15 protein-coding genes and 2 pseudogenes are annotated in these 23,540 nt (G+C 55.9%); 3 read left to right on the top strand and 14 right to left on the bottom strand.

Features of this window, described 5'->3' with window-relative positions:
- Positions 1-77: 77 nt before the first annotated feature.
- The 5 genes from K3725_RS15520 to K3725_RS15500 all read right to left on the bottom strand — a co-directional run bounded on the left by K3725_RS15520 (position 78) and on the right by K3725_RS15500 (position 5,645).
- Complete coding sequence (locus K3725_RS15520) at positions 78-293, bottom strand: helix-turn-helix domain-containing protein (protein ID WP_260016194.1); 216 nt, start codon at positions 291-293, stop codon at positions 78-80.
- The gene (locus tag K3725_RS15515) at positions 265-441 is read right to left on the bottom strand and encodes a hypothetical protein (RefSeq protein ID WP_260016193.1); all 177 of its coding nucleotides are present in this window, start codon (positions 439-441) and stop codon (positions 265-267) included. The genes K3725_RS15520 and K3725_RS15515 overlap by 29 nt, the downstream gene beginning before the upstream one ends.
- Before the next feature lie 42 nt (positions 442-483).
- Positions 484-1,308 carry a hypothetical protein gene (locus K3725_RS15510; RefSeq protein WP_260016192.1) on the bottom strand — a complete coding sequence of 275 codons (825 nt, stop codon included), beginning with the start codon at positions 1,306-1,308 and terminating at the stop codon, positions 484-486.
- A 1,356-nt stretch (positions 1,309-2,664) separates the two neighbouring features.
- Positions 2,665-5,163 (bottom strand): calcium-binding protein, encoded by a 2,499-nt coding sequence (locus K3725_RS15505; protein WP_260016191.1) that lies wholly within the window; start codon positions 5,161-5,163, stop codon positions 2,665-2,667.
- 164 nt (positions 5,164-5,327) lie between these two features.
- Positions 5,328-5,645 carry a hypothetical protein gene (locus K3725_RS15500; RefSeq protein WP_260016190.1) on the bottom strand — a complete coding sequence of 106 codons (318 nt, stop codon included), beginning with the start codon at positions 5,643-5,645 and terminating at the stop codon, positions 5,328-5,330.
- 441 nt (positions 5,646-6,086) lie between these two features.
- Between K3725_RS15500 and K3725_RS15495 the strand changes: the two genes are divergently transcribed.
- Entirely contained in the window at positions 6,087-6,410 is a 324-nt protein-coding gene (locus K3725_RS15495) for a hypothetical protein (protein WP_260016189.1), read from the top strand.
- Between the two features lie 325 nt (positions 6,411-6,735).
- On the opposite strand, the gene K3725_RS15490 is transcribed toward K3725_RS15495, so the two are convergent.
- The gene (locus tag K3725_RS15490) at positions 6,736-7,281 is read right to left on the bottom strand and encodes a DUF995 domain-containing protein (protein WP_260016188.1); all 546 of its coding nucleotides are present in this window, start codon (positions 7,279-7,281) and stop codon (positions 6,736-6,738) included.
- A gap of 553 nt (positions 7,282-7,834) precedes the next feature.
- On the opposite strand from K3725_RS15490, the gene K3725_RS15485 reads away from it, so the two are divergent.
- On the top strand, positions 7,835-11,257 hold the full coding sequence (locus K3725_RS15485) for a glycosyltransferase (protein ID WP_260016187.1): 3,423 nt from the start codon (positions 7,835-7,837) through the stop codon (positions 11,255-11,257).
- A 104-nt stretch (positions 11,258-11,361) separates the two neighbouring features.
- Positions 11,362-13,803 carry a DUF3131 domain-containing protein gene (locus K3725_RS15480; RefSeq protein WP_260016186.1) on the top strand — a complete coding sequence of 814 codons (2,442 nt, stop codon included), beginning with the start codon at positions 11,362-11,364 and terminating at the stop codon, positions 13,801-13,803.
- A 42-nt stretch (positions 13,804-13,845) separates the two neighbouring features.
- Here the strand turns inward: K3725_RS15480 and K3725_RS15475 are convergent, their stop codons facing one another.
- The 8 genes and pseudogenes from K3725_RS15475 to K3725_RS15440 form a co-directional block, all read right to left on the bottom strand.
- Positions 13,846-14,475 carry a hypothetical protein gene (locus K3725_RS15475; RefSeq protein WP_260016185.1) on the bottom strand — a complete coding sequence of 210 codons (630 nt, stop codon included), beginning with the start codon at positions 14,473-14,475 and terminating at the stop codon, positions 13,846-13,848.
- Positions 14,476-15,028: 553 nt separating this feature from the next.
- On the bottom strand, positions 15,029-15,904 hold the full coding sequence (locus tag K3725_RS15470; protein ID WP_260016184.1) for a zinc ribbon domain-containing protein: 876 nt from the start codon (positions 15,902-15,904) through the stop codon (positions 15,029-15,031).
- A gap of 62 nt (positions 15,905-15,966) precedes the next feature.
- On the bottom strand, positions 15,967-16,899 hold the full coding sequence (locus K3725_RS15465; protein ID WP_260015482.1) for an IS5 family transposase: 933 nt from the start codon (positions 16,897-16,899) through the stop codon (positions 15,967-15,969).
- Between the two features lie 107 nt (positions 16,900-17,006).
- Positions 17,007-17,397 (bottom strand): annotated as a pseudogene (locus tag K3725_RS15460) (hypothetical protein); the annotation flags it as partial.
- Between the two features lie 54 nt (positions 17,398-17,451).
- Positions 17,452-17,607, bottom strand: a pseudogene (locus tag K3725_RS15455) (transposase); the annotation flags it as partial.
- Between the two features lie 399 nt (positions 17,608-18,006).
- Positions 18,007-19,245 (bottom strand): MFS transporter, encoded by a 1,239-nt coding sequence (locus tag K3725_RS15450; protein WP_260016183.1) that lies wholly within the window; start codon positions 19,243-19,245, stop codon positions 18,007-18,009.
- A gap of 31 nt (positions 19,246-19,276) precedes the next feature.
- Complete coding sequence (locus K3725_RS15445; protein WP_260016182.1) at positions 19,277-19,510, bottom strand: tautomerase family protein; 234 nt, start codon at positions 19,508-19,510, stop codon at positions 19,277-19,279.
- Positions 19,511-19,514: 4 nt separating this feature from the next.
- Positions 19,515-23,456, bottom strand: a complete 3,942-nt coding sequence (locus tag K3725_RS15440; protein WP_260016181.1) for an amino acid adenylation domain-containing protein — start codon at positions 23,454-23,456, stop codon at positions 19,515-19,517.
- Positions 23,457-23,540: the final 84 nt, after the last annotated feature.

The following is a 23,540-nucleotide window of genomic DNA, read 5'->3' as shown; positions in this document are numbered from 1 at the left end:
GATAGTCCGCAACTTATGGGCAGGGTGTCTTCCCGATATGTAGTTAAGTTATTGACTTAAAAGGACATATGAGGTCGCTATTCCTGCCAGGAGCAGCGGCGGCGGTAGGCAGTGTGGGCCTCCGGATGAATGCGGATTAGGCGGCCGCCGGGGCCAACCCGGATCACCTCCAGAAGGCCAGCGGAGATCGCGCGGCGCACGGTTTTTTCGGACACATTGTCTTCCAGCGCGACCTCTTTGACCGTCTTCAGGCGGACGCCTGGATCATTCGCAAGTTTTGATTTCGCGGGCATTGGGATCGGCCTCCTCTTGGCAGCTGCCGGCAGCATGCACGTCCTTCGCAGCCGCATCGCCCAGCAGGCGGGCGAGGGAGAGAGCAGCATTGGTGATCTTGTGCAGGTCAGATGCACCTTGCTGTCGTTTGGAGGAAGCACGTGTCATGGGCTGACCATGACAGCCGGGACTTTGACCGGTCCAAGTGTATCAATTGCCGAATTCTGGAGGAGCCCAGAAGTCTTCCTCTTCGCGGGCGATGGCATCACGCAAACGGTCAATGTCTTTGCGGATCGTCTCACCGCTTAAGCCTTGGCTGGGCTCGGTGATCATCCCGACTACTGTTTGAATAAACTCTATGAGGCGCCCCTGCCGCTGATGACTTTTGCGGAAAAGAAACGCCGTCGTGTAAGTCAGAGAATATCCGGCGTCTTTCCAAGCATAGCAGCAAGTCTCTACGATGTATTGGCGCCGCTTGTCGTGTGCCCTACGTTTGTCACGCGGAGACAGATCTGCCGCAGCTCCGGGCGTACTGCGGAGGTGCTCAAGGGCAGCAACGATGTCCGGCGTGATTACCTCTGAGTTTCCCAAGGCGGATATGGCTTGCGGCAGCAAAGTTGCGTCCTCAGGGCTGGCTGCAAAAAACGCAGACAGCTTTTCAAGAGCCGCCAGCAAATCTTGCCTCGTGTAAGCCTCGCTCTTGGACTGACGGATCAGTTTCCCGAGAACCTTTCTTCCCCTCTCAATAGCCTGAGCCTTGTTGATTTCGTGCAGATTGATTGCGACGTTTTGATCGTTGTTGAGGCAATGCCCCAATTCAATCGATAGCCGCTCAACAAGTTTTTTTGGCAGTGAAAACCTGTCACCCAGATGGGCCTTCATGCCTGGATTGAGCACTCCGTCCAAACCGTAGCTGCCAAGCCGCCAACCCGTAGAGCATTTTATGCCGTCCTTATGCAGGTAGATCGAGTAGTTCTCCGCCTCGTACGCCTTTTCTTCATCGGCCTGTATAAAGGCTTCGGTTTCTTCCTGCATGGCTACCCTCACGTTGGCCAAAGAGCCGAGGTTGCTCACTTTCCTTGAAATTCATCCCAAATGGCAAATGCAGGATCTTGTGACGAAGAAGGTGAGGTTCATGGCGACTCAATCCCTACAACAGTTACACACACAGGCGAGAACGGAAAGGGAACAATCTGTTGGGTAGAGATAGAGGCAGCCACGCTGGCCCGAACCGCCTGCGCTATGTGAGGGCTACGGCGCTTCGGGCCAGCTCTCTTCCGGCTTAAGGCAGCTCTGGATGACAGCGAAAAAAGAAAATCAATACACTTGGGCAACAGAACCGCGAATGCGGAGGTTTCAGGCCGGGACCGGGTTCAACCCATCTCCGTTGCGCCTGGTTTACACTCGCTGCTTTTCCTCGCGAACGACCTTGAAAAGCGGTGACCACGGCGCGCTCGCCTGCCGGCCTCGAAAGACGAGCTATGGTTCGGGGACCACCCCATCCCGCGCCGACGCGGCTCCTTCTGGCCCGGCGCAGAAACGCGACAACAAAACCCACCGGCCGGTGAAGCTGCCCTCAGGCGGCTTACTGGATCGGGGACCGCCAAGTTCATACGTGGCCAAGGCGGGGCAGGTGAGAAGCCTGCGGGGAAGCGGCTGGCCACCGAAAAAAGGCATCGCGTTGATACGAACCTGGAAGCGAAGGGCCTTTCCCTGCAAGCCGGGGGGAAGGAGCGGGGGCCGGATATTGTCCTGCGTAAAGTAGGTGCCGCGAGTTTTCTGGAAGCGTAACTATGGGTTTTTGGGCGGGCTGGAAGGTGTTTTAGGTAAGCCATGGAGTCTGCTGTTGGCAAAATCTCCAATCTCAGAGAGGTTATTAGTGTTTTCTTGTGCAAGCCGCCAAGATTGAGCAGGTGCAAAGAGGGGGCTGACAGCCTGAGCCGCCCAAAAAAATCCATAGTAACACGCCTAAGATCGCTTTCTCAAAACACTTGTTTGCCTCATGGGGGGGCGAGCGCTGCTGCGTGGTGTGGTCTCCTGGAAAAGATCATCCGCAATACGTATGTTCGATTGGTCTGAGCAACCGGATTCGGTCTGCGCTTCATCGAACCAGGCAAGCCGGTGTAGCAAACTTTCGTCGCAAGTCTCAGCCGCAAGTTTCACGGTGAGTGCCTGCCTCCCTTCATTCCAAACCCTGCGTCAGGCTCGCGAGGAAATGGGCAGCCAGCCCGAAAGCGATTACGTGTCCCATACCAACGTTCCAGAGCGGTCGCTGGTCTGCCGTCACGTCTCTATTCACACAATTTGGTGATGGACTTGCGCAAGATCTCACGGTTATTCAGTTTGGATAGAACCTGCAGAAATGCCAGATTGAGTAAATTCTTCTAAGCCTCAAAAAAATAGGAAGTTGGAATCTTGAAAGAAATCTTGCCAAGTAACGTCATCTTCAACGTCAAATAAGATGCGTTCATTGGTCGATCTGACACACACTGTAAAATAATCGTTATTATCTATAACGGTTTTCCAAGCCTTCAAGTCAGAGCGGTTTTCGACACCAGAGAATCCATCAAATTCAATTTTGTCCTCGCCAACTACAAAATCTCGCACCAAATCTAGCTGAGTGCTTCTTTCAGTGACCGTTCCGCTTAGCTCATCCCAGTCGACCAAGTCTCCAGTTTTGAATTCAAACACGTCATTCCCGGCACCTCCGGATACAATATCTTTTCCGCTTCCGCCATTGAAAGTGTCATTGCCACCGGAGCCGTTAATCAAATCATCTCCAGCTCCGCCGTAGACCGTGTCTTGGCCATGTTGATCATTCTGGCCGTTGTCATGGAACACATCATTTCCATCGCCGAGTAAGACAAGGTCACGCCCGTTACCGCCCCATACGCTGTCATTTCCCTCTCCAGCGTCAATAGTGTCGTAATTTTTGCCGCCGTGAATTTGATCATTGCCTATCCCGCCTGAAATGGAGTCGTTCCCTTCATTACCGCATAAAAGGTCATGGCCGCCGCCACCATTGATTACGTCATGGCCGGCTCCGCCGTAGACCGTGTCTTGGCCATGTTGATCATTCTGGCCGTTGTCATGGAACACATCACTTCCATCGCCGAGTAAGACAAGGTCGCGCCCGTTGCCGCCCCATACGCTGTCGTTTCCTTCTCCAGCGTCAATAGTGTCGTAATTTGCGCCGCCATCAATCTCGTCGTTGCCACTTCCACCCATGATTTCATCGTCTCCTGCCCCTCCGTATAGAGTATCGCTACCTGCGTTCCCTTCGAGCAAATCATTGCCTCCAGCACCGATAATTGAGTCATTTCCGCCACGACCGACAATGATGTCTGCTCTCTCCGTTATGTAAGAGATTTCGATCCTGGTATTCGCCCACGCGTTCAGGTCAAGCTCAACTAGGCCACCCGTAGTGACGGCACCATCGCTGTAATTTAGTACCGGAACTGCATTTGAATCTTCGCCGCCTGCACCACCGTCCCAGAGTTCGGTCTTTACGATGAAATAGGATGTGTTAGGAATGTACCTGCCTACATCAAGGGTAACATTTTCGGAAAATTCACCACTGCGCTCCGAAACGAAGAGTACGAGAGAATTGTCATCCTCGGGATCTCCATACCCATGTACGTCGATCTTTCCCAGAACTTCAAAATCGAACTTGGCTTGAAGACCCACGAGGCTTTCGCTCATCATCTTGAAAGCTTCACCAGAAATCGATAACCCGTCTCCGTGATGATTTAGAAGGGCCCTTTCTTGCGTTTGGTTGAAGGTAAGTGGCCAGATCTGCGCTGCTTCCACCCCATGTGTGGCCATTTCATAGACCATCTCCACCAGCATTGAAGCATGCTTGAGGCCCTTAGTGTCGTGTGTACCTTCTTGCGGATTCCATTCTGTTAGATGCTGCGTCAACTCTGGCAAATCCTCGGATCTGTCGAGCAATTCCTCAAACGCATTGACCCGTCGAAAAACATTTGATTTTCCTGCATCCACTCCTGCGAGACCTTCATTGGCATAGTAGTGTAGGAGGGCGCCGGTGATTGCCTCTGGTGCACCATCTGCCGCATTTATGCCAACTGCAATATCTGCTGCCTGCTCCCAATCCCGGCCTTGACCATCTATAGTGTAAGTCTGGAAACTGATGGGAATGACGCCATCGTATTCCTCGTCAATGTAGCTTTGCCTGTAAAATGACGGTACATTGCCGCTCACATCGACATAGATCGAAGACGTTTCATTTGGCGAGAATATCCCGGCAGAAGCCGTGGTCTGCACGAGAATGTCGGCATCATTTCCAGCGGCATCAAGTTTTTTGTGCACCAGAACGGAAAGTTGCCCGACAAGGCGACCATACTCGGCGGCTGTCATTTGGCCACTGCCCCAGAACTCATTTCCGAGCTCGAATGCCGTAACGATAACGCCGTTATCCTCAGCATTCTTTAGAGCTGCATCAATGTAGGAAAGTACGTCATTCACATAATCCGAATCCAATTGATTTCTGGAGCCGAATGTGCCGCTCTGCAAGGCCTGTAAAGCATTGGTTTCAAACCCGCCTTGGGTAGGGATGACAATCGAAACATCAGCACCTATGGCTCCCGCGGCCCCAAAAAATTCATCCATTGGTGTTAAAGCCACAGAGGAATCAATTTTTGATACGGCCGAGTTTGGTTTGTTTATGTCGAAGTGCGTTTCGGTGACAGCCCCGCCAGGAAACCGAAGTGTTGAAACTCCCAAGCTCTGAACATCTACTTTATGACTGTCGGAATGGTCAACGAACTCGGTGTCGTAGTGCGTTACCAAATTCGCCCCAAACATGGATGAGGTGATTGTCACGATGTCTGTTGCGGCATCATTTTGATCAATAATGGAATAAACGGGCATTTTTTTCCTCACAAAACTCGGAAAGCAGTTGGGTGCACCATCAACCCACGCGGCATAAGCCGCTCATATCCGGCGTCGGTCCCTTGCGTACGGGATTATCCGGGGTCTCCAGTGTCGTAGGGAGCATCACAGGGCAGCAGTAGGCATTCACTGCAGCTTTTCGTTTACCCTAGTTGGATAGCCCCCATGTGCCGTAAGCTTTCTAATTGTGAAAAGGTTTCTGAACCAAATGAAAGCAGACTTTTGTCCTGGAACTTGTTTGCAAGAATGGCTGCAGCCGAAGTTATATGCCCACTGAAACGCATTTCCTTAGGCTTCAGGTTTCCTGCCTCTAAACCAATGAGGGTTAACTCTTCAGCTATAAGTTTTTTTGGATCTGATAGTTCGGTCAAAAAGCAGGAGACGTTACCTGTCCATTTTCGCAGGGGTGCACTCAGCCTCCTGCGAGATACTAAAACCATTGCGTTAAGCAACAAAATCACTTTTTGCTCTCCCTTCTCAGAGTTTGCCCCGGGCGCGACAGCGAAGGTTCAGAGGCAAACTGGCAAAGCGATCAAGAACAATCGCGAACAGTGAGTGAACATTGGGGGAACTTTTTGAATATTCCGTTAATGGACATGGTTCCCAACCTTCCCTCTTGCAGGCTTCTGGGTAAGCAAAGGTGTGCGTAAAATTTTCGGAAAATTCATTAAGTTTACACTTGCTTAACCACTTGCGGGGAAGCATGGAATTGCAGCTTCAACCAAGCTGCCAAAACAAAGAGCCTTTCTATTTATTGGGGTTGTCAGCTTCTTTTCTGACCGAGCACTAGTGGTATCATCAGTGGTTTTAATCAGCCATTGCTGGGTGCAATGATAAAACCGAAATCACATAGCGACAGCAGGCTTGTCGTGCTGGGTGGGAAGTTCAGTTGGAGAAGCTAAATGCCAAATAAGGAAACTCAATCTGGAAAAGTGATTCAAATATTGAGCCTCTCACGAGCAGCAATGAACACTTCACGCAAATCCCCAATGCAAAATGTGCCATCTCCTCGTGATCTGGTAAGAAGAGAATTTTCGCGAAGGCCTTGCTCGACGAATGAAGGAGATATCTTCGAACAAGTATTTCGGGACTTGGACGACGAAACCTTTTGGCAGTTAATGGAGTTTATAGAAGAGGCGGGTTATTCGATTTACCATGCAAGTTGCGACATCGAAGAGTCTCACGAGAATTTCCGAGCTTTAAGGCCATCACCTGATGAAACTTGACGGACTCTCCTTGTCACATGGGTCTGCGTTTATTTTCGTGTGGTTCAGATGCCACCCCTCCCTTCGCAGCAGTATGTGCAGGCGACGATATCCATGCCGCACACGGCATTCGGTCAACTCATTCAGGCGCATCTGCTGGGCATCCCGAAAACCACGTTCTACAACTGGTTCGGGCCACCCGGCACCACCATCGGCTTTCTGGAACCTGTGCGGAGGAAGAAGTGCTTAATGATCGCTAGGTAATATGTGCAGGCCGGGCCTATCTGAAGACGGAGGCGCTACTTTCAACTCGATGCAAACTTCAAGCCAACCATGGAAACGGCCGCTACAGCCCCAGTTTTGATCGGGTTGCCATAACATTGGAATGGAATTTGTAACCTTTTTTCATCCCGGAATACTCTTTAACTCCAGAGATTTTGCCAGCCAGCGGCCACCATTCCGAATCATTCGGCCAGCTGCGCCAAACTGTTCCCCAGCGGTCGACAACATGAGAAATACACGTTTGGTCGCCAAGGCTTTTTCCTGCCCGGCTGCCGTTGGGCCAGTACCAGGACAGCTGATGGCACATACGGCCTTGGGCGTCGACTTCCCATTGCCCGGCGCCGAGGCTGTCACTGTTGTCGCCGCACCAGGCGCGGGCTTGCTGATTAGGTGAGTAGTAGATGCCGCCATTGCATCCTTCAGCCCAGATATCAGTATTCCCAGCATAGATATTCGCTACAAGTTGTGGGGGCACAGGCTTTGCGCTGCGGGGCTTTGGGTCCGCAAGAACAAGAGATGGAATGGTGCCCAAAAGTACGGCGGCCATCAGTTTTACGGCAGTCTTCATGTAATCCCCACTAAGCGCAAGAGCCCAATCTTGGATACTCATTCGGGCGAAACTTCCTTGGGATTAAGGTGATAGAGCGCTTTCGGAGAGAAACAACAACCTTTTTTAGAATCTGAAGCAAACCTCGTGCGACCAGCCGGATTTCTCATTCAATTCTTGCAACTGGCCGCCATTGTTTCCGAATTGTCGACGAAGCTTGAAGGTGCGACGCCGACCTCCGGTAAGAACTGATGTTGCCGGTATCCAAGTTTTTTGACCGGTTTCCGCGCAAACGCCTGTTATGCTGCTGGTGTCAACAGTGCCTCGCAAATCTATGGAATTGTCGCTTTAATTTAGTGTTTAAAGCGAATTTTTGGCTAAAACTTGAAGAAATTTTGACAAGCCCTGCCTTAATGGGAACATTGTAGGCCATGTAGCCTGATCTGCTTGTCATGCGTGGAACTCTGTGAGGACGGGCGCTGCGCAGTCTAGACAGCAGTGTTGGCCTGCAAAGGGGTCGGGGGACCGTGGCTGACAGTAGTGTTGATTTATGCTTTGCGGGTTTGTGCCTGGCAGCTTTCGAAGAGCAGTACGGCTGTGTTCGGAGGGTGATCGTTTGACGCGGTTTTCCTTTCACCAGGACAGACTTGAAACCGTTTCGTCATCCGGCAGGGTATTTGCCGATCCCAAAAGGATCCGCGTTCGCCGGGTTAGGGCTGTTCTTGTTGCCTTGGTAACGGCCGTCATTTGCTGGGCTGTGCTGTTTCTTGACGGCGCTTTCTCTTTGCAGTCTGCACTGCGGGAGCTGAATCCATTCTACGATGAAAAGCATGTTTATGCTTCTTATAAGGTGGACGGTTCCAGTTATCATGATCAAGTACATTTGGCTTCGGCCTTTGCGGTACCAGAAGCAGAAACTTCCTGTGGAGATGGACGCAAACAGCCCCTTTTTTCGGCGCTGGCAAACACGGCGGTTCCCAAGATATTTGGTCATGTGCCTGTGTCATCTGAACAAGCATTTTTGTCGCTGGAAGACAGTTGCGGCCAAATTGGCGTGGTCGTGCCTGAGTGGATCAGCATCGTCGAGAAAGGAGGCCGTCCTGCAGTCTCTGTTATCAGCAAGGATACCCGGATTGCTGTTGAAGAGTACATTGCCAGGACGGCTATGCGTCCGCAGCTTCTGCCGGTCATTTTGCTCGGTGAGGCAAGGCAGAAAGAGGTCTTTCTCGAAGGCCTCGCAGATACAGAGCGAGTGGCAGCGCTGGCCGAAGATATGGCCGCCGCAGTGACGGCATTGAATGCACAAGGTGCATGCCTGGACTTAACTGGATTGAAGCCAGACGCATTCCGTCGCCTCAAGCCACTGATGTCGAACTTTTCAAATGCGTTCCGTTCCCGAGGGCTGAAAGCCTGTACTATCCTTGCAGGCCAGCAGTCCCACTGGAAGGAAGAGGATCTGAGTGATCTGTTTGACCAGATTATCCTGAAGCTGTTTCAGCAGCCTTGGGTGGAGTCTGTGCCAGGCCCGCTTGCACCTTTCAACTGGACGGCAGACTTGTCCGCTGAGGCAGTCCAGGCTGTCGGAGCAGACAAGCTGGTTGTCGCGCTCGGCAATTTCTCGGTTGAGTGGACGTCTGGCGTATCAAAGCCTGAGGTCTTGTCATACTCGGAAGCCATGCAGAGAGTAAGCTCCTCAGGAGCAAAATTGCGGTTCAGCGCCAAAGCCCAAAACAGCTTTAGCCGCTACCGTGACGCCCAAGGACGTCAGCGCAAAATCTGGATGCTGGATGCCGCGTCAGCACACAACCAGCTGGTGCGCCTCAAGGAGCTTGGCATTGCCAACGTTGCCGTGTGGTCTCTTGGGCAAGAGGATCCCGGAATTTGGAAAGTCCTGCAGCATCAAGATGCTTCCAAAGATGTTTTGGGGGCTGAACTTCATGTCGTAGAGCTCAATAACTATGTTGATTACAAAGGACATGGCGCGTTTATCCGCATCGACCAGCGCGCAACTGCAGGAGCACGTCAATTTTCCTTCGAGGCGGAGAGTGGCCTGATCAGCAACCAGACCTATAGCCTTCTGCCCAAGCCGTATTCGATTGAGCTCTACGGCAAACCGGACAGGCGCAAGCTTGTGCTGACCTTTGATGACGGTCCGCATGAAAAATACACCAAGGAAATTCTGGATATCCTGCAGGAAGAGAACGTTCCCGGGTCCTTCTTTGTTGTCGGCACCAGTGTCATGGATGCTCCCGACCTGGTCACCCGGATGGTTGACGAAGGGCACGAGGTCGGTGCGCACAGCTTTTCTCACCCCAGAATGGACCAGATCTCCAACACCCGCGTTGATCTGGAGTTTTCGCTCTCAGCCAAAATCCTGGCTGGATCTACCGGTCGGAAGACCTTGCTCTACCGCGAACCCTTCCAGCGTAGCGGCGGCCCGATCAGCGCAGAGCGGGTGGCCTCACTGGAGGCAGCTGAAGCCCGGGGGTTCGCGATTGCGGGTATGGAAATTGTTCCCAAGGATTGGGAAGGCTGGGACAGCGGGGAAATCGTAAATTATGTGATAGACCAGGTGGAACAGGGGAGCGGCAATGTCATTCTTTTGCATGACGGTGGCCAGGACCGTACTGCCACAGTAGACGCAGTTCGCCCGATAATCCGTTCACTGCGGGCAAAAGGCTATGAGTTTACGACGCTGGCGGATCTTCTTGGCACCAACCGGGCTGCGCTGATGCCTGTTGCCGAGGGCGGATCCCCGGCCTTTGACAGAGTTTCCTTCTCCATTGTCTGGATAGCGCAGCAAGCTGTCGTTGTTGTTTTCTGGACGGTGCTTGCAATTGGCATAGTTCGCTCTGCCGGCATTCTGATCCTGGCGGTTTTGAACCGCCGGGAAAGATTTACACCCCTGCAAAGACAGCCGAAGGTTGCGGTGATAATCCCCGCCCACAATGAGGCAAAGGTGATCTCCCAGAGCATCGAAAGCGTGCGCACCAGCGGCTACAAGAACCTGGAAATTATCGTGGTGGATGACGGCTCCACCGACGACACGCTTATTGAGGTGCTCAAGTTTGGCCACAAGAGCGAAGTCCGCCTCATCTCCCAACCAAACCAAGGGAAGTGGAGTGCGCTTAACAGGGCGATACTGAGCACAGATGCTGAGTTTGTCGTCTGCATCGATGCGGATACGCAAGTGGGCAGGAACGCAATTACACATCTTGTCAGGCACTTTGCAGATCCGAAGACCGGTGCGGTGGCAGGTAAAATCATTGCAGGCAACCGTGTGAACCTGCTGACCCGGCTGCAGGCATTTGAGTATGCAACGTCCCAGAATGTCGAAAGGAAAGCGTTTGACCTGATCAACGGCATTCTGGTGGTTCCAGGAGCCATCGGTGCGTGGCGGGTTGAGGCTTTGAAGAAAGCGGGATTGTTCAGTGAGGAAACTCTGACCGAAGATACTGACCTCACAATCCAGGTGAACCGGGCGGGGTATAATATCGTCTTCGAGCCAAAGGCCAAGGCGTACACCGAAGTGCCGGAGAAGGTGGGTCAGCTTCTGAAACAGCGGCTTCGATGGTCCTTTGGAATGTTCCAAAGCGCCTGGAAGCATAAACGGGCGATCATTGAGAGGCGTTCGGTTGGCTTGGTATCAATTTCCGACATGTTTGTGTTTGGCTATGTTTTCCCGCTGTTGGCCCCTATCGCAGATCTGTTTGTGATCTTGATGCTGTACAAGCTGATGGCCGGTGGCTGGGCAGGCGAGGTTGGAGGTTCCCAGCACACACAGTCGGCGCAGTACATATGGGCCTACCTTGCACTCCCGGCGCTAGAGCTGTTGATTGCTGCCATTGCCATCACATCCGATGAAGATGAAAGCAGATGGTCCTTGCTGCTGTTTCCGATTCAACGCCTCGTCTACCGTCCGCTCATGTATTTTTCGGTAATACGCTCAGTTTTACGTGCCGTAACCGGACGTTTAGCCAGCTGGGGTAGCGTAAAGCGCCAAGGACGAGACTATGGATTGGTGGCCGGCCATACATGAGACGCAGATTATTTCTGAAATCGGTCGCGGCCGGCTTGGCCCTGTTCCCAGGGGTTGGATCAGCTTCTGTTGCGCGGAAGCTTCCTGCGCAAACTGTCCCCGTAGTGACAGATATCAATGAAGACGTTTCAATCCCGCACCTTATTACGGTGATTGATGCCTTTGTTGACCAGAACATACCGCTCGCCTGCGTGGTGAACCCCTATGATAAACAAGGCCGCCCGCATACTGCAAAAAGCAAACTAGCACAGGTTCTGAACGGCTATCTGATTGGCAGAAGCGGGTTGGATGTTGTGCCTTACGTTCCGGAACTGCAGTCACTGTCCGAGCATTTCCAAGCCCGGGCGGCTCATGACGCCGTCTTTGCCATGCAAGGGATGCTGTGGTCGGGGGGCTCTGCCCGGCAGCCGGCCAAGGTCCTGCAGGCAATCGCCTGTGCGGACCAGGAAAATCCTGCTGCTCCGCGCGGAGTGCGTTCTGCGGGCATTCTCAATCTCCTGTCGGTTCCGGCGCAGTCAGCTCCGGTCAGGACCGAAACTTGGGGCAATGGTGTCGTGAGGCTGTTTGGCGGCAACCTGCTATCCCTGAATGATTTTGACGGGAAAGCGCAAACCGCCGCAGCTTCTGCCAGCCAGAATATAATCTACTTCTCAGCGAAGGATTTCTCTGGGATGGATGTGAAAAAGCTGAAGGCAGCCGCGATTTGGTTTGCCAGCGCGCTGTCGCAACAAGAGCTGGATGGAGAAGTGTCGCTATTGCCGGTGACAGACATTCAACTGCGCGACACCTACGGCTTCAAACGGACGGTTTGCCTGCATGTTCTGAAGCCGCAAGAGAATGATCGTGATCAATTATCCGGGTATTCAGGTTTTACAAAGTTTCTTCAGGCAGCCGGAATCCCCCATTCCGCCGGAAACCAGTTTGCGGGTGAGGCCGACAACGGTTTTTGGGTTCCAACCGACTTTCAGCCAAAGAACGCTGAAACCAGTACCGCGCAACACAGAATGCTCCCTGTGGAAATTGAAAGCCGGAGTGAGGCGAAAATCCGGACGGTCAGGCCGTTGGGTCCTGGAATCGGCATTGCCTTTATCGCAGAAACAGGTGGTGCCCAAGGGCTGGAGGGCGCAGGTTTCCTGCAATTACCGCAACGGGTTGTCAGCGATGGCGGTGCGGCGGAAGCATTTGAGTCAGCCACGGCGGGAACCGGGGATGTGGTGGTTTTTATACAGTCGGAGGCGATTGCCTTTCCGCCTGAGCGGCGAGCGTTGGAAACCCTTTTGAAGGACATGCTCAGGGATGAGGAGACGAAGTTTCTCCTTCTTGAAGAGTTTGCCCGGACCGTTGCCCCGGCAGGGCCGCTGCCAACACGATGGAGGAGGACGGCTGCTGCCGCGCCGGAGTTGACAAGAACACGCCAGAACCTCTCGGATGCCAAGCGGCAAGAGCTTTTGGAAGATGCCCGCGTTGCCTGGCAATATTTCGAAAATTTCACTGATCCCAGGACCGGGTTGTGTCCGGCGACAGTGGACTTCGCACCGGGCGGGCGGAAACACGAGGCCGTCACGATGTGGGATGTTGGCAGTCACATCAATGGCTTAGTGGCTGCTGTGCAGATTGGCTTGATCAGCCAACCGGACTTTGAAACTGCTATCCGCAAGATCCTGCCCAATATCACGGGCAGGACCTTCATGGGACGTCACTTGCCGCAGGGATGGATCCGGACTGATCGCCGCAAATGGGGCAACAGGGACTTTGACGGATCCGACGCAGGCCGGCTGCTTGCTGCCTTGGACAACCTGCGCCGGCACAGCAGTTTCGGAGAGCAACTGGCTAAGCTTGTCGCTTCCTGGGACCTTCGGAAGGTGATCATAGAGGGTGAAATTCACTCGGTCACAAATGGAGAACTTGAGACTTCATATGTGTCACATAGCGCCCATTACTCGGCATTGGCCTTCCGGCGGTGGGGGATCGCTGCCAAATCCCCATATGAGGTCTTTGCTGGCCGTTCGGCAGCCGATGGGCAAATGGCATTGCTGGAAGCTGCGGCCAAAATCGGGCCGTTCGGCGCAGAACCCCTGCTGCTTGAAGCAATGGAAATGAGGATGTCGAAGGAAAGCGCCTATCTGGCGGATGTCTTGTTTGCCGCTCAATTGGAGGACTTTCGCGAGACCGGTCGGCTCATCTGCGTCTCGGAAGGGGCAATCGACAAGTCGCCCTGGTTCCTCTATCAGGGGTTGCAACTGGATGCAAAGAAACGGACCTGGGCCTTTGACACGGTTGGGCAGGAGCCTGAATACAGAACGCCTGAGTTTCGTGAGGAAAATCTGGTTATCAGCAGTAAGGCTGCTTTTCTCTGGTCAGCTTATCAGCCGCATGAATACTCTGAGAAACTATACAGGTTCACTAGAAGTGCCGCGAAAACAAAGAACGGGTTTGCGTCGAGCATCTACCTGAAGACCGGTCGAACAACCGAGACCTACTCTGACTTGAATACAAACGGTGTTATTCTTCAGGCCATTGCCCATCGTCTTGCCCGCTCCAACTGACAGGCTTAAGCCGGCAAGACATGGATTTACTGCAGCTTCGCGTCAAAGGGCTGCACACCCGCTGGCTGCAATTTCCCCTGGTGTAACCGGGTAGCCAGGACCGGGATTTAGAATCACCAGCTGAATTCCCGTGATACGGTTCATGCAGCGGTCGACCCAATTCTCGTCGATACCTTGGCCGCCAACGTAGATATCCAGCCAATCGTGCCCCTGGTAGCCGCTGTGGCAAGGGCCTGCTTGCGGTTTCGGCCCGTCACCGCAAAGATCCTCGACAATTGCGTATCTTTGCAAGTTTTTAACGTAGAATTTCGTGCCTGCAGGGTAGTCCATGTAGCTGCGGCCGTTTCGTTTCACATGCCCGACTGCAAGAGTGATCGGATCCTCGTAGGTTCCTGTTCCGCCAGCCTGCCGGTGGATCACTGGCCGGGCAATCTGTGCCGATCCGCGGGGAGTGTTGTCCCAGTAGCTGTAGCCGGTTAAGAATACGTTCATGATTTGTTCTTTGCGGGGCGCGGAACTTCCGCCAATTTTCCCAGGCACACCTTCGTCAACTAGGAGACGGGTGCTGTGCATGCCTTTGAGCCGGTCGCTTGCCTTTTCACTCACACTGCAAGCAGCTGTTGAAAGCAACGTTCCGGTTAAGAACACAAATTTGGAAATTTTGTAAGTCATACCGCCATCCTGTTTAACTGAGAACTCAGGAAGCCGCAGAACACTTTGATATCGCGGCTGCCAGCAGTCGCAATATGCATGACGGAGGATAATAACGTGTTAAAATATAAGGGAGAATTTTAACTCTCTCAAACCTTGGAGGTCAGGTGAGTTGCCGAGAGGTATGTTTCTTTTCTTGAAGAAGGCACTGCAGGGTACGGGTGAGGCGGATACTGAAAGCTGCGAAATCCTCTTGTCAGGGTTGATCACAGGGTTTCTCGCTCTGCTGGCTTTTTATGATTGTCGTTCTGGTAGCTATAGTCTCCATGAGCGCAGTGAACTGTGGGCTGGAAGGTTTCAAGCGCAGACAGGCCCTAAAGGGCTTCTAGGAAGCCCAGTGCGGTAAAGATAGAACATTCCCCTCCGCATGGTTGTTTGCTGCCTTCAAAGAGGCGCTAAACATACTCCGTTGCCTCACACGGTCGAGTTTGCAAAGGGCGCTTCCTGCGCAAAGCTGACTGGGTTTAACATTCTGGCGATGGTTGAAAAGGCAGCTGTCGAGCTTGAACGAATATCACTTCTTTAGAGTGATCTTCGTTCGGCAAAGGCCAAATCCTGCTCCCGCAACCAACACAATTTCATCAGACATATCAAAGGCTTCTGGCGCACCGCCCGAAGCCTTCTTTGTGTCCGCGCCTTCCGCACCCGCCGCAAGACGCAGAAGCCCGGCCAGATCCCCCTCCAGCGTCAGATCCAGGCCAGCGCCCGCCGCCGCAGGCGTCAGCACGATCCGCTCCACCAGAGCCCGCAGCGCCTCCTTGGCATCCTCCATGCCCTCGGCGGAACCAAGGCTCCGGATCAGCCGCGACACCCGCTCGCGGTAGGCCTCCGCCATCGACGGGTGAAACGCCACCGTGTCCGGGGCAGGGGTATGCTCCAGCTCCCGTTCCAGCTGCTGACGCCGCGTGTCGAGCTCGATCATCCGGTCCTTCACCTGATCTGCGGGAATGCCTGCGATGATCGCATCCACCAGCTTCTGATGATCCCGTTTGGCGCGGGCGAGCGCCTGTTCCTTTTCCTTGCGGTTCCCGGCGGCTGCGGCCTTCAGCCGGTTGCGCTCGGCAGTGTATTCTTCGCAGAAGGCCTGCACCGCATCCGGATCCATCAGGTGGTTCGCCAGCGCATCCAGCACCCGGGCTTCCAGGTCGGCCTGCTTGATCGTGCGCTTGTTGCTGCAGACCGCGGCCCCCTTGTTGCGGGCCGGGGAGCAGCCGAAGCTGTCCCTGGAGATCTTGGCAAGGCCGCCGCCGCAGCAGCCGCAGGCCATCAGGCCGGAAAACAAGGTCTTGGGGCGGCGCCGGTCCCAGACCGGCACATTGGTGCCCGCGGTCTTCAGTTCGCCCTGGCGGGCCCGGACCGCATCCCAGAGATCCTGTTCGACGATCCGCAACTGCGGAAGACTCTGTTGCGCAAATCGGTTGAGGGCCAAGGTTCCCCTTTCCCCAGACGGACTTATCCCACTGCCTCTGTGACGGGTATGCCAAGCGCGGTGAATCCGTTCATGACCGCAACACGGAGCTGAAGCTCGGCAACCTGACGTCCAGGATCCCGTGCCATCAGTCTTTGTCCCAGCAGTTTCATGCAGTGCATCTTGGTTTCGGCACGACTTCGGCGGTGGTATCCACTCCATTTCCGCCAAAGCGCTCGGCCAAGGTATTTCGACGCCCGCAGCGCTTCGTTGCGCGCAATCGCGCCTGCGGTGTCGGGTTTCCAGGGCTTGGCGTTCTTGCGGGGCGGGACGACGGCATTGGCACCTCGGTTGGCGATGGCATCGTGGCACTTGCGCGTATCGTAGGCGCCATCTGCCGTGACACTGCCGATCTCCTGCTCGGGCGGGATCTGATTAAGCAGTTCCGGCAGCATGGGCGCATCACCAATGTTGCTACTGGTGAACTCGACTGCCCGGATTTCCAGTGTCTTTTCGTCGATACCGAGGTGAACCTTGCGCCACACGCGGCGTTTCGAGCCACCGTGCTTGCGCGCATTCCACTCGCCTTCGCCCTCTACCTTTATCCCAGTGCTGTCGATCAGCAGGTGTAGCGGCCCCTCAGAACCACGATACGGGATGTTCACGGCGAGAGACTTCTGGCGGCGTGAAAGCGTGCTAAAATCCGGTACCGACCAGTCCAATCCACTCAATCGCAGGAGACTTTCCACGAAGCCGGTCGTCTGCCTGAGCGCCATACGGAACAGCACCTTCATCGTCAGGCAGGTCTTGATCGCGGCGTCGCTATAGATGGGCTGTCGGCCTCTCTTGCCGGTCGGCCGGGCCTCCCACGTCATCTCGGGATCGAACCAGATCGTCAGAGAGCCACGACGCTTCAGCGCTTCGTTATAGGCCCGCCAGTTCTTGATCTTGTAGGTCGGGGGTGTTGGTCTGCTCATGCCCTCCAGCTATCACGCTGGATTCATGAGATGAATCCCTCACCCGATTTGCGCAACAGAGCCCATGTCCCCTCTCATCGATACTGCGTATCGACTGCCGGGCAGCGGATAAAGGACACCATCACTTCGACCGGCGGTCGAGCTCCGCCATCGCAAAATACGCCGATGCCTTGCGGAGGATCTCGTTCGCCTGGCGCAGCTCGCGGTTCTCCCGCTCAAGCGCCTTCGTTTGGGCCTTCAAATGATCCCCCGGATCATGTGATCGCTGCGCGAACGACCCGCACTGTCGGCGACATCGGTGGGAACACCCGCCCGCTTGCCGCTGTCGACTTCTGCCTTCTTCACCCACTCATTCAACGTATGCGCCGAACAGCCAATCTTCGCGGATATTGACATGATCGCCTGCCAGCGGGAACTGTGCTGGCCCTGGTTGTCCAGCACCAGACGCACCGCACGCTCGCGGACCTCAGGGGAATACTTGTTTGTTGTCTTGCTCATTGTGGCTTCATCCTACTCAGGAGTTGAAGCCTCCGGCAAACCCGGTGCGGTTCACATTCCGCCGTACTTCTTCTTCCAGCGATAGTAGGTCTGTTCCGTAACGCCGATCTGACGGATCGCATCTATGCGGGGCATGCCTTGCCCCATCAAGACTTCAACCTGCCGTAACTTCACGACAATCTCTTCAGGCTTGGGCCTCTTGGTCGCCATCTGTGGTCCTCCGTTGCCTAATCATAGGGGCGGACCACTTCTTTGGGGGAGCCTCAGGCTACCGCCCACCTGCGCCAGAGGCCATCGTCCTGATGGACCAAAGGCCAACCATGCACTAACTTTCAATTTGGACCACTCAAGTGGGGCTACTCAGAACTGCGTCAGCCGTGCATACTATTTTGGAGATGACGGTCAACGCCTGAGGATAGAGTGAAAGATGACTCGAGCCTCGATCATTGCTGATTTAAGGTCCAACTTCAGCCCGCACGGCGGTCCCGCAACTGCCGAACAGCCATCAATAATTACACCTTTGCCTCAATCTCAGAACTACGGATGCTACCCCCATTTCGCAACGGGGATAGCGTGGCAGGATCAAACCTGCTTGGGAGGAAACTGGTATCAGCTGGCCGTGCGCAGTCCGCGATCAAGAGAAACGCTTCGCAGCATGGCCGAGAAGCGTTTGTAGCTTTCAGGAGAGTAGCGGACAGCAAGGAAGATCATCAGCAGCGAACCTGCCGCCATCACCAGCCAAACGTTGCTCAGATCCGACATAGCATCCCGAACGGCACCAGCCGACAAAGGTACGAAGCTTGCCAGGATATAGCCGCCGCCCTGCACGAAAGAGGTGAAGTTGCCTGCGGTTGTGGGATCATCAACGTGATCGATAGCCACGATGATTGACAGCGGGAACAGAATACCAATGCCAACACCCAGCAACGCCATTGCTAGGAAGGACATATCAATCGGGGCGGTGTACAGAACGCCAAAGCCCAGGGCCGTCACCACCAGCGCTAAGACCAGCGGGCCGCGACGGTCCGGGAAATGGTGAATAAAAGCCGCCACACCCAATGCGGTTGCAGCTTCGATCACTGTCAGCACCGACAGTAACAGGCCTGCGGTTCCTTGTTGCACCCCCTGTTCCAGGTAAAAGGGCGGGATCCAGGCCATCACCAGCATGAAGGCGCCGGTACCTACCCCGAAAAACAGCATCAGCGACCAGCAACGCGCGCTGCGCCAGAACTGCGGAGGCGTTGTGCCCGCCGCGGGGGCAGGCGCCGTGCGCTCACTGTCGGCGTTGCGCGCAGCTATGGCCCAAACCAGGACCGCGAGAACTGCAGGCAGGCTCCAAGCCGCGAGAGTGCCGGTCCATTCCAGTGAGGACGCAAGCCCTGCGGCCGTGCCCGCTGCAATGGATGCGCCGGCCACGATTCCGGTGGAGTAAAGGCCGATCACCCGGCCGGTTGCGGCACCGAAGTTGCGCTTGGCAAAACCCGGCATCAGTGATTGCACCATGGCAATGCCGATCCCCGCCCCCGCAGCGGTGACGAGGAGGCCGGCACCTGTGGGCAGCCACATGCGGGCGGCACAGGACAGGGCAATGATCAGCGCGCCCAGGGTGATGCCGCCGCGCTCGCCCACGGCCGCGCGCAGCTGGCGCACATAGATGGCGCCAATACCCATCAGGAACACCGGGATCATAGTCAGGAAGCCGATGATGGTGGAGTTGACGCCGGTTTCGCCCAGAATTTGCGACACCAGCGGGCCGATGGCAGCAACTGCAGGACGCAGGTTCAGTGAGATCAGGAATATCGCGACCAGCAATAACGCTGGCGACGCTTTGGCGATGCGTATGGTCATGGGAAGTCCTTTCAATGAGAGGTCTGGAAGGTCAAACCGCCGAATAATCCGGCGATTTGATCAGTTCTTGGGGCCGGGTTTCGATGTCCGGGACAAAGACGCTGCCGTGCCTGTCACCCGGTGCCACCGGGCGCAGTGCGATTGAGACCGCATGTGCCGAGCAACCAAAGGCCTGAGCGACCGACTGGGTAATGGCTTCTGAGAGGGTTGCGTGCTGTTCAGCAGGCAGTGTGGTGGCAAAATGCTTGATGATAACGTGGGGCATGGGATCAGGTCTGTTGCAGGTTGCGGATTGCAGGCTGGGCCGGCTGCCATGCTGGAACGTGACGGCGAATTGCAGCGGCCAGCTCGGAAACACCGCCGGGTTTGAGAAGTTCGTAGTGGTCGGCAGCCAGCGCGTGGACCGGTGCCGGAGCGGCCCGAGTTCGGGTGGCTTCCTCCAGGAAGGAGAGATTGTCGCCCGCCGCCTTGAACAGGCACATCGGCGCGGCCACTTGGCGCTGTTCCATCTGCAGCCCGTATTCGGGCGCATAGGTCTGTGCCACCAGCCGGGTGATACGGTCGATCATGCCCGGGTCGAGGTCCGGCTTTTCGGCGGCGATATACGCCACGAAGCCATCCAGATCCGAGACCGTTTCAATCACCGGGGCCACCTGCTCCGGTGCGATGGTCTGGGAAAACACCGAATAGAGGATGGTCAGGAAGGACGCATCGCGGAACAGCGAAGCCTCATCCGCGCGCACCGGATCGCCTCCGGGCAGCTCCGGGGAGCCTGGCGCGATCAGGGTCAGCTCCGCCACCTCGCTTCCTGCCTGCTCCAGCTGATAGGCGGTCTCGTAAGCCACCCGCGCACCAAAGGAATATCCCCAAAGCGTGTAGGGGCCCTCCGGTTGCGCCTGTCGGATCAGTTCGGCATCGCGAGCTGCCATTTCCTGGATCGAGCCGCAAACCTGCTCACCAGGGTTCACGCCAGAGGCCTGCACACCGATGACGGGACGGGGCGTATCAAGTTCCCGTGCAAGATGACGCAGGTTCATCGGATAACCGCCAAGACCGGGCCAGCAGAAAACCGGGCTGCCCGTGCCTTTCTTCAATGGCACTGCACGCGACAGGCTGGAGCCAGCGCTGCCGCCGTCCAAACGGCTAGCAAGCGCTTCGATTGTTGTGTCTTCGAACAGCACCTGAACCGGCAGGCTGGCTTCAAAGGCCCGGTTGATACCCTGCACCAGTTTGACGGCTTTCAGCGAGTCACCCCCGATTTCAAAGAAATCGTCTTGTACCGAGACCTCTTCAATGCCCATTTGCGCGCACCAGATCTCTGCCAGGCGGGTTTCCGTATTGTTGCGGGGGGCGATGATTCCGCGCTCGGCCGCGGCATCGTCGAACTCGGGGAACGCTTTGAGGGCATTCACATCCACTTTGCCCGACGCGCTGCAGGGGATCGACGGCACCAGTGCCAGTTTGCTGGGCACCATATAGTCGGGTAGCGATGATTGCAGGTCGCGGCGGATCAGTTCAGCCGGGCCTTCCATATGCACGCTGTCTTCATGCATGCCTTCATGCGCAATCTGTTCGGCGCTGACCTTGCCGAAAACGGCACTGTAACAGGCGCCGGCAGTAAAACCCTGCGCGTTCAGGATGTCCTTAAGACGGACTGCCGCAACAAGATCATTCCCGGATTTGGAGCTGTAGCCGGACGACATGGTCCCGATCTGGCGGCAGTTCTGCTGCACACGCTGCAGGCTGCGGCCCAGGTCGATATATGCGTGCCAGCTCTCCGCATCCCGGCTGACCATCGAGATCATGCCGCTGGCGCGTTGATAGACCCGCTGGTTGATGGCGATCACATGGCGCTGTTCCATGATGTGGCGTGAGAACGGCTGCAGTCCGCCGTCCCGGTAGGCATAATGTCCGGGCTCCAGTCCCGACACCTTGCTGCCATGGGCCTGCACATAGAAATCCACCGGCAGATCTGTTTGCCGCTCGGCATGTGCAGTGACTGCATAGCCCGCAATATAGATATGGTCCGGGCCGCATTGCAGATGCGTCAACGCATCAGGCGCATCCGTACCCGCGCCAATGCCCAGTCCATGGACAGGCAGGATATGATCCATCAGACCGAGGATATGGCCGGTCTCGAACTCCAGAACTTCGCGGATGTTGTTCTTGTAGACTGGTTCAATCGCCGGGATTTTTCCCACGAAATGCAGCTGCATCACCGGCGCGGCCGAGGCCGGGCGCGGTACCGTCAAAACCAGTTCATGGCGGGCCGGGTGGTAGTAGTAATAGCCCGGCTCAAACCCCGCCACATTGGCGAGCTCCACATAGACCTGCGTCGCGTTCAGCGCGCCCGGTGAGGCATAGGCATGCTTGGGCAGCAGCCGTTCTTCGCTGGTGAACTGACCCAGCCAGCGCAGCAGATACCCCAGATCCCGCGCACTGAGCTCCTCAAGCCCCCTGGCACTGGAGGCGGGCTGCTCCGGCTGTTCCAGCACAGCAAGGACGTCCTCGGCCGAGACCTCGCCACCTTCGTAGAAACGATAGGTCTTGCGGGCAAAAGCCAGTTGCCGCTGGGCAGCGTCCGCTTCTGCGCCCGCCAGGGCATAGGTTTTGCGCCCTTCGGTTTCAGCCGCACTGCGCAAGCCCGCGCCAGACAACTGGGCCCGCACTTGCAGGCGGCTTTTCTTGCTGTGGTGGTGAGCGCCGGCATTGCCCTGATCCATCAGCGGTGCTTCGCGCGGGTTCAGCTCAATACCGGCAGCAAGCACCGGCTGGCCAGTGCGGGCATGAGGCTTGATGAATACACCCGCAGCCTTGACCCAGTCGTGGTTCTCGATGGCCAAGCGGATTTCATCCAGTTCAATCCGGTAGCCGCGGAATTTGACCTGATTGTCGGCGCGGCCTCTGAATTGCAGGCTGCCATCGGGATTTTGGCACACCATATCTCCGGTTTTGTAAAGCCGCAGCGGCATGCCGCCAGCCGGGCTGATCCAGGTGATAAAGCGTTCGGCGGTCAGTTCGACGCGATTGTGATAGCCATTTGCCAGCTGGCGGCCGCCAATATACAGCTCGCCCGCCGTACCTTCGACAACCGGCTGCAGGTTTTCATCCAGCACCCAGCAGCTTGTATTTGCGGCTGGCTGGCCGATCGGGATCATCTCCGGGCCGTCTTCCAGCGCTGCCGGTTCCACCGTCTGGGCGGTGGCGTTAATGGTGCATTCGGTCGGCCCGTAAAGGTTTACCAACCGGCAGCCGGGGCGGGCTTCAAAAATCCGGGTGGCCAGCTTGCGGGTCAGGGCCTCGCCGCCGCTGAACAGGCTGGTGAGGGTGGTGCAGCTTTCGAATTCCGGGAGGTCAACCAGTGCCTGCAGCAAGGTTGGCACCCCCTGCAGCATGGTAACCCCATGCTGTTTGACTTGCTCAATCAGAGCTTCTGGATCACGGTAAACACCGGGACGGCCCATCACAACCTGAACGCCGCAGCAGACCGCCAGCAGTTCCCACTGTGCGGCGTCAAAGCTGACGGGAGTTTTTTGCAGGATGACTTCACCCACCCGCAACTTCTGCTCGGTTTGCAGCCAGGTCAGCTGGTTGAGGATCGCAGCATGAGAAATGCCCACGCCCTTTGGCGCGCCGGTGGTGCCGGAAGTGTAGATCATATAGGCCAGATCGTCCTCCAGCAGAGCAGGGCCGCACAAGCAATCGCTGTCTTCCCGGCCAGGAACCGCATCCAGCGCATCCAAGGTAATCACGGTAACTTCCGGCAGGATCATCTCAGCCAGGCGGCCCTGCAGCTTGTCCTGGGTGACGATCACATCAATGCCGGCATCACGGATCATATAAGTGAGCCGGTCCACTGGATAATCGGTGCCCAGCGGCAAATAGGCGCCGCCCGAGAACAGAATGCCCCAGAGGCCGGCCATCATCTCGGCTGAGGATTCCGCGAACAGCCCCACACGGCTTCCCGCGCCGACGCCAGTGCGTTTCAAACGGGCGGCCAGGCGGGCGGCGTATTCGGCCAGATCACTGTAGCGTAGCGCGCTGGTATCGTCGCAGACCGCGATTTCTTCACTGCGGCAACGCACCTGCAGCATCAGCATATCAACCAGCGAGGTACGCTCCGACGCGGTGCGCAGCAGCGCGCGGGTGATATCGGTCTGCTGCGGGCGGGCGGTAACGGGTTTGGAAAGGAGTGAGTTGGGGGTGCTCATGGTATGTCCTGTCAAGTATTGGAATGTTCATTACAAAATTGGCGGCCACTCACCGCCGCGGCAGGCCGGCAGTTAGTAAGTTGC

It is taken from the genome of Leisingera sp. S132 (assembly GCF_025144465.1).
Classification (GTDB): Bacteria; Pseudomonadota; Alphaproteobacteria; order Rhodobacterales; family Rhodobacteraceae; genus Leisingera.
Note: the sequence above shows the minus strand (reverse complement) of the source record. Positions and strands in the feature narration are given on the sequence as shown.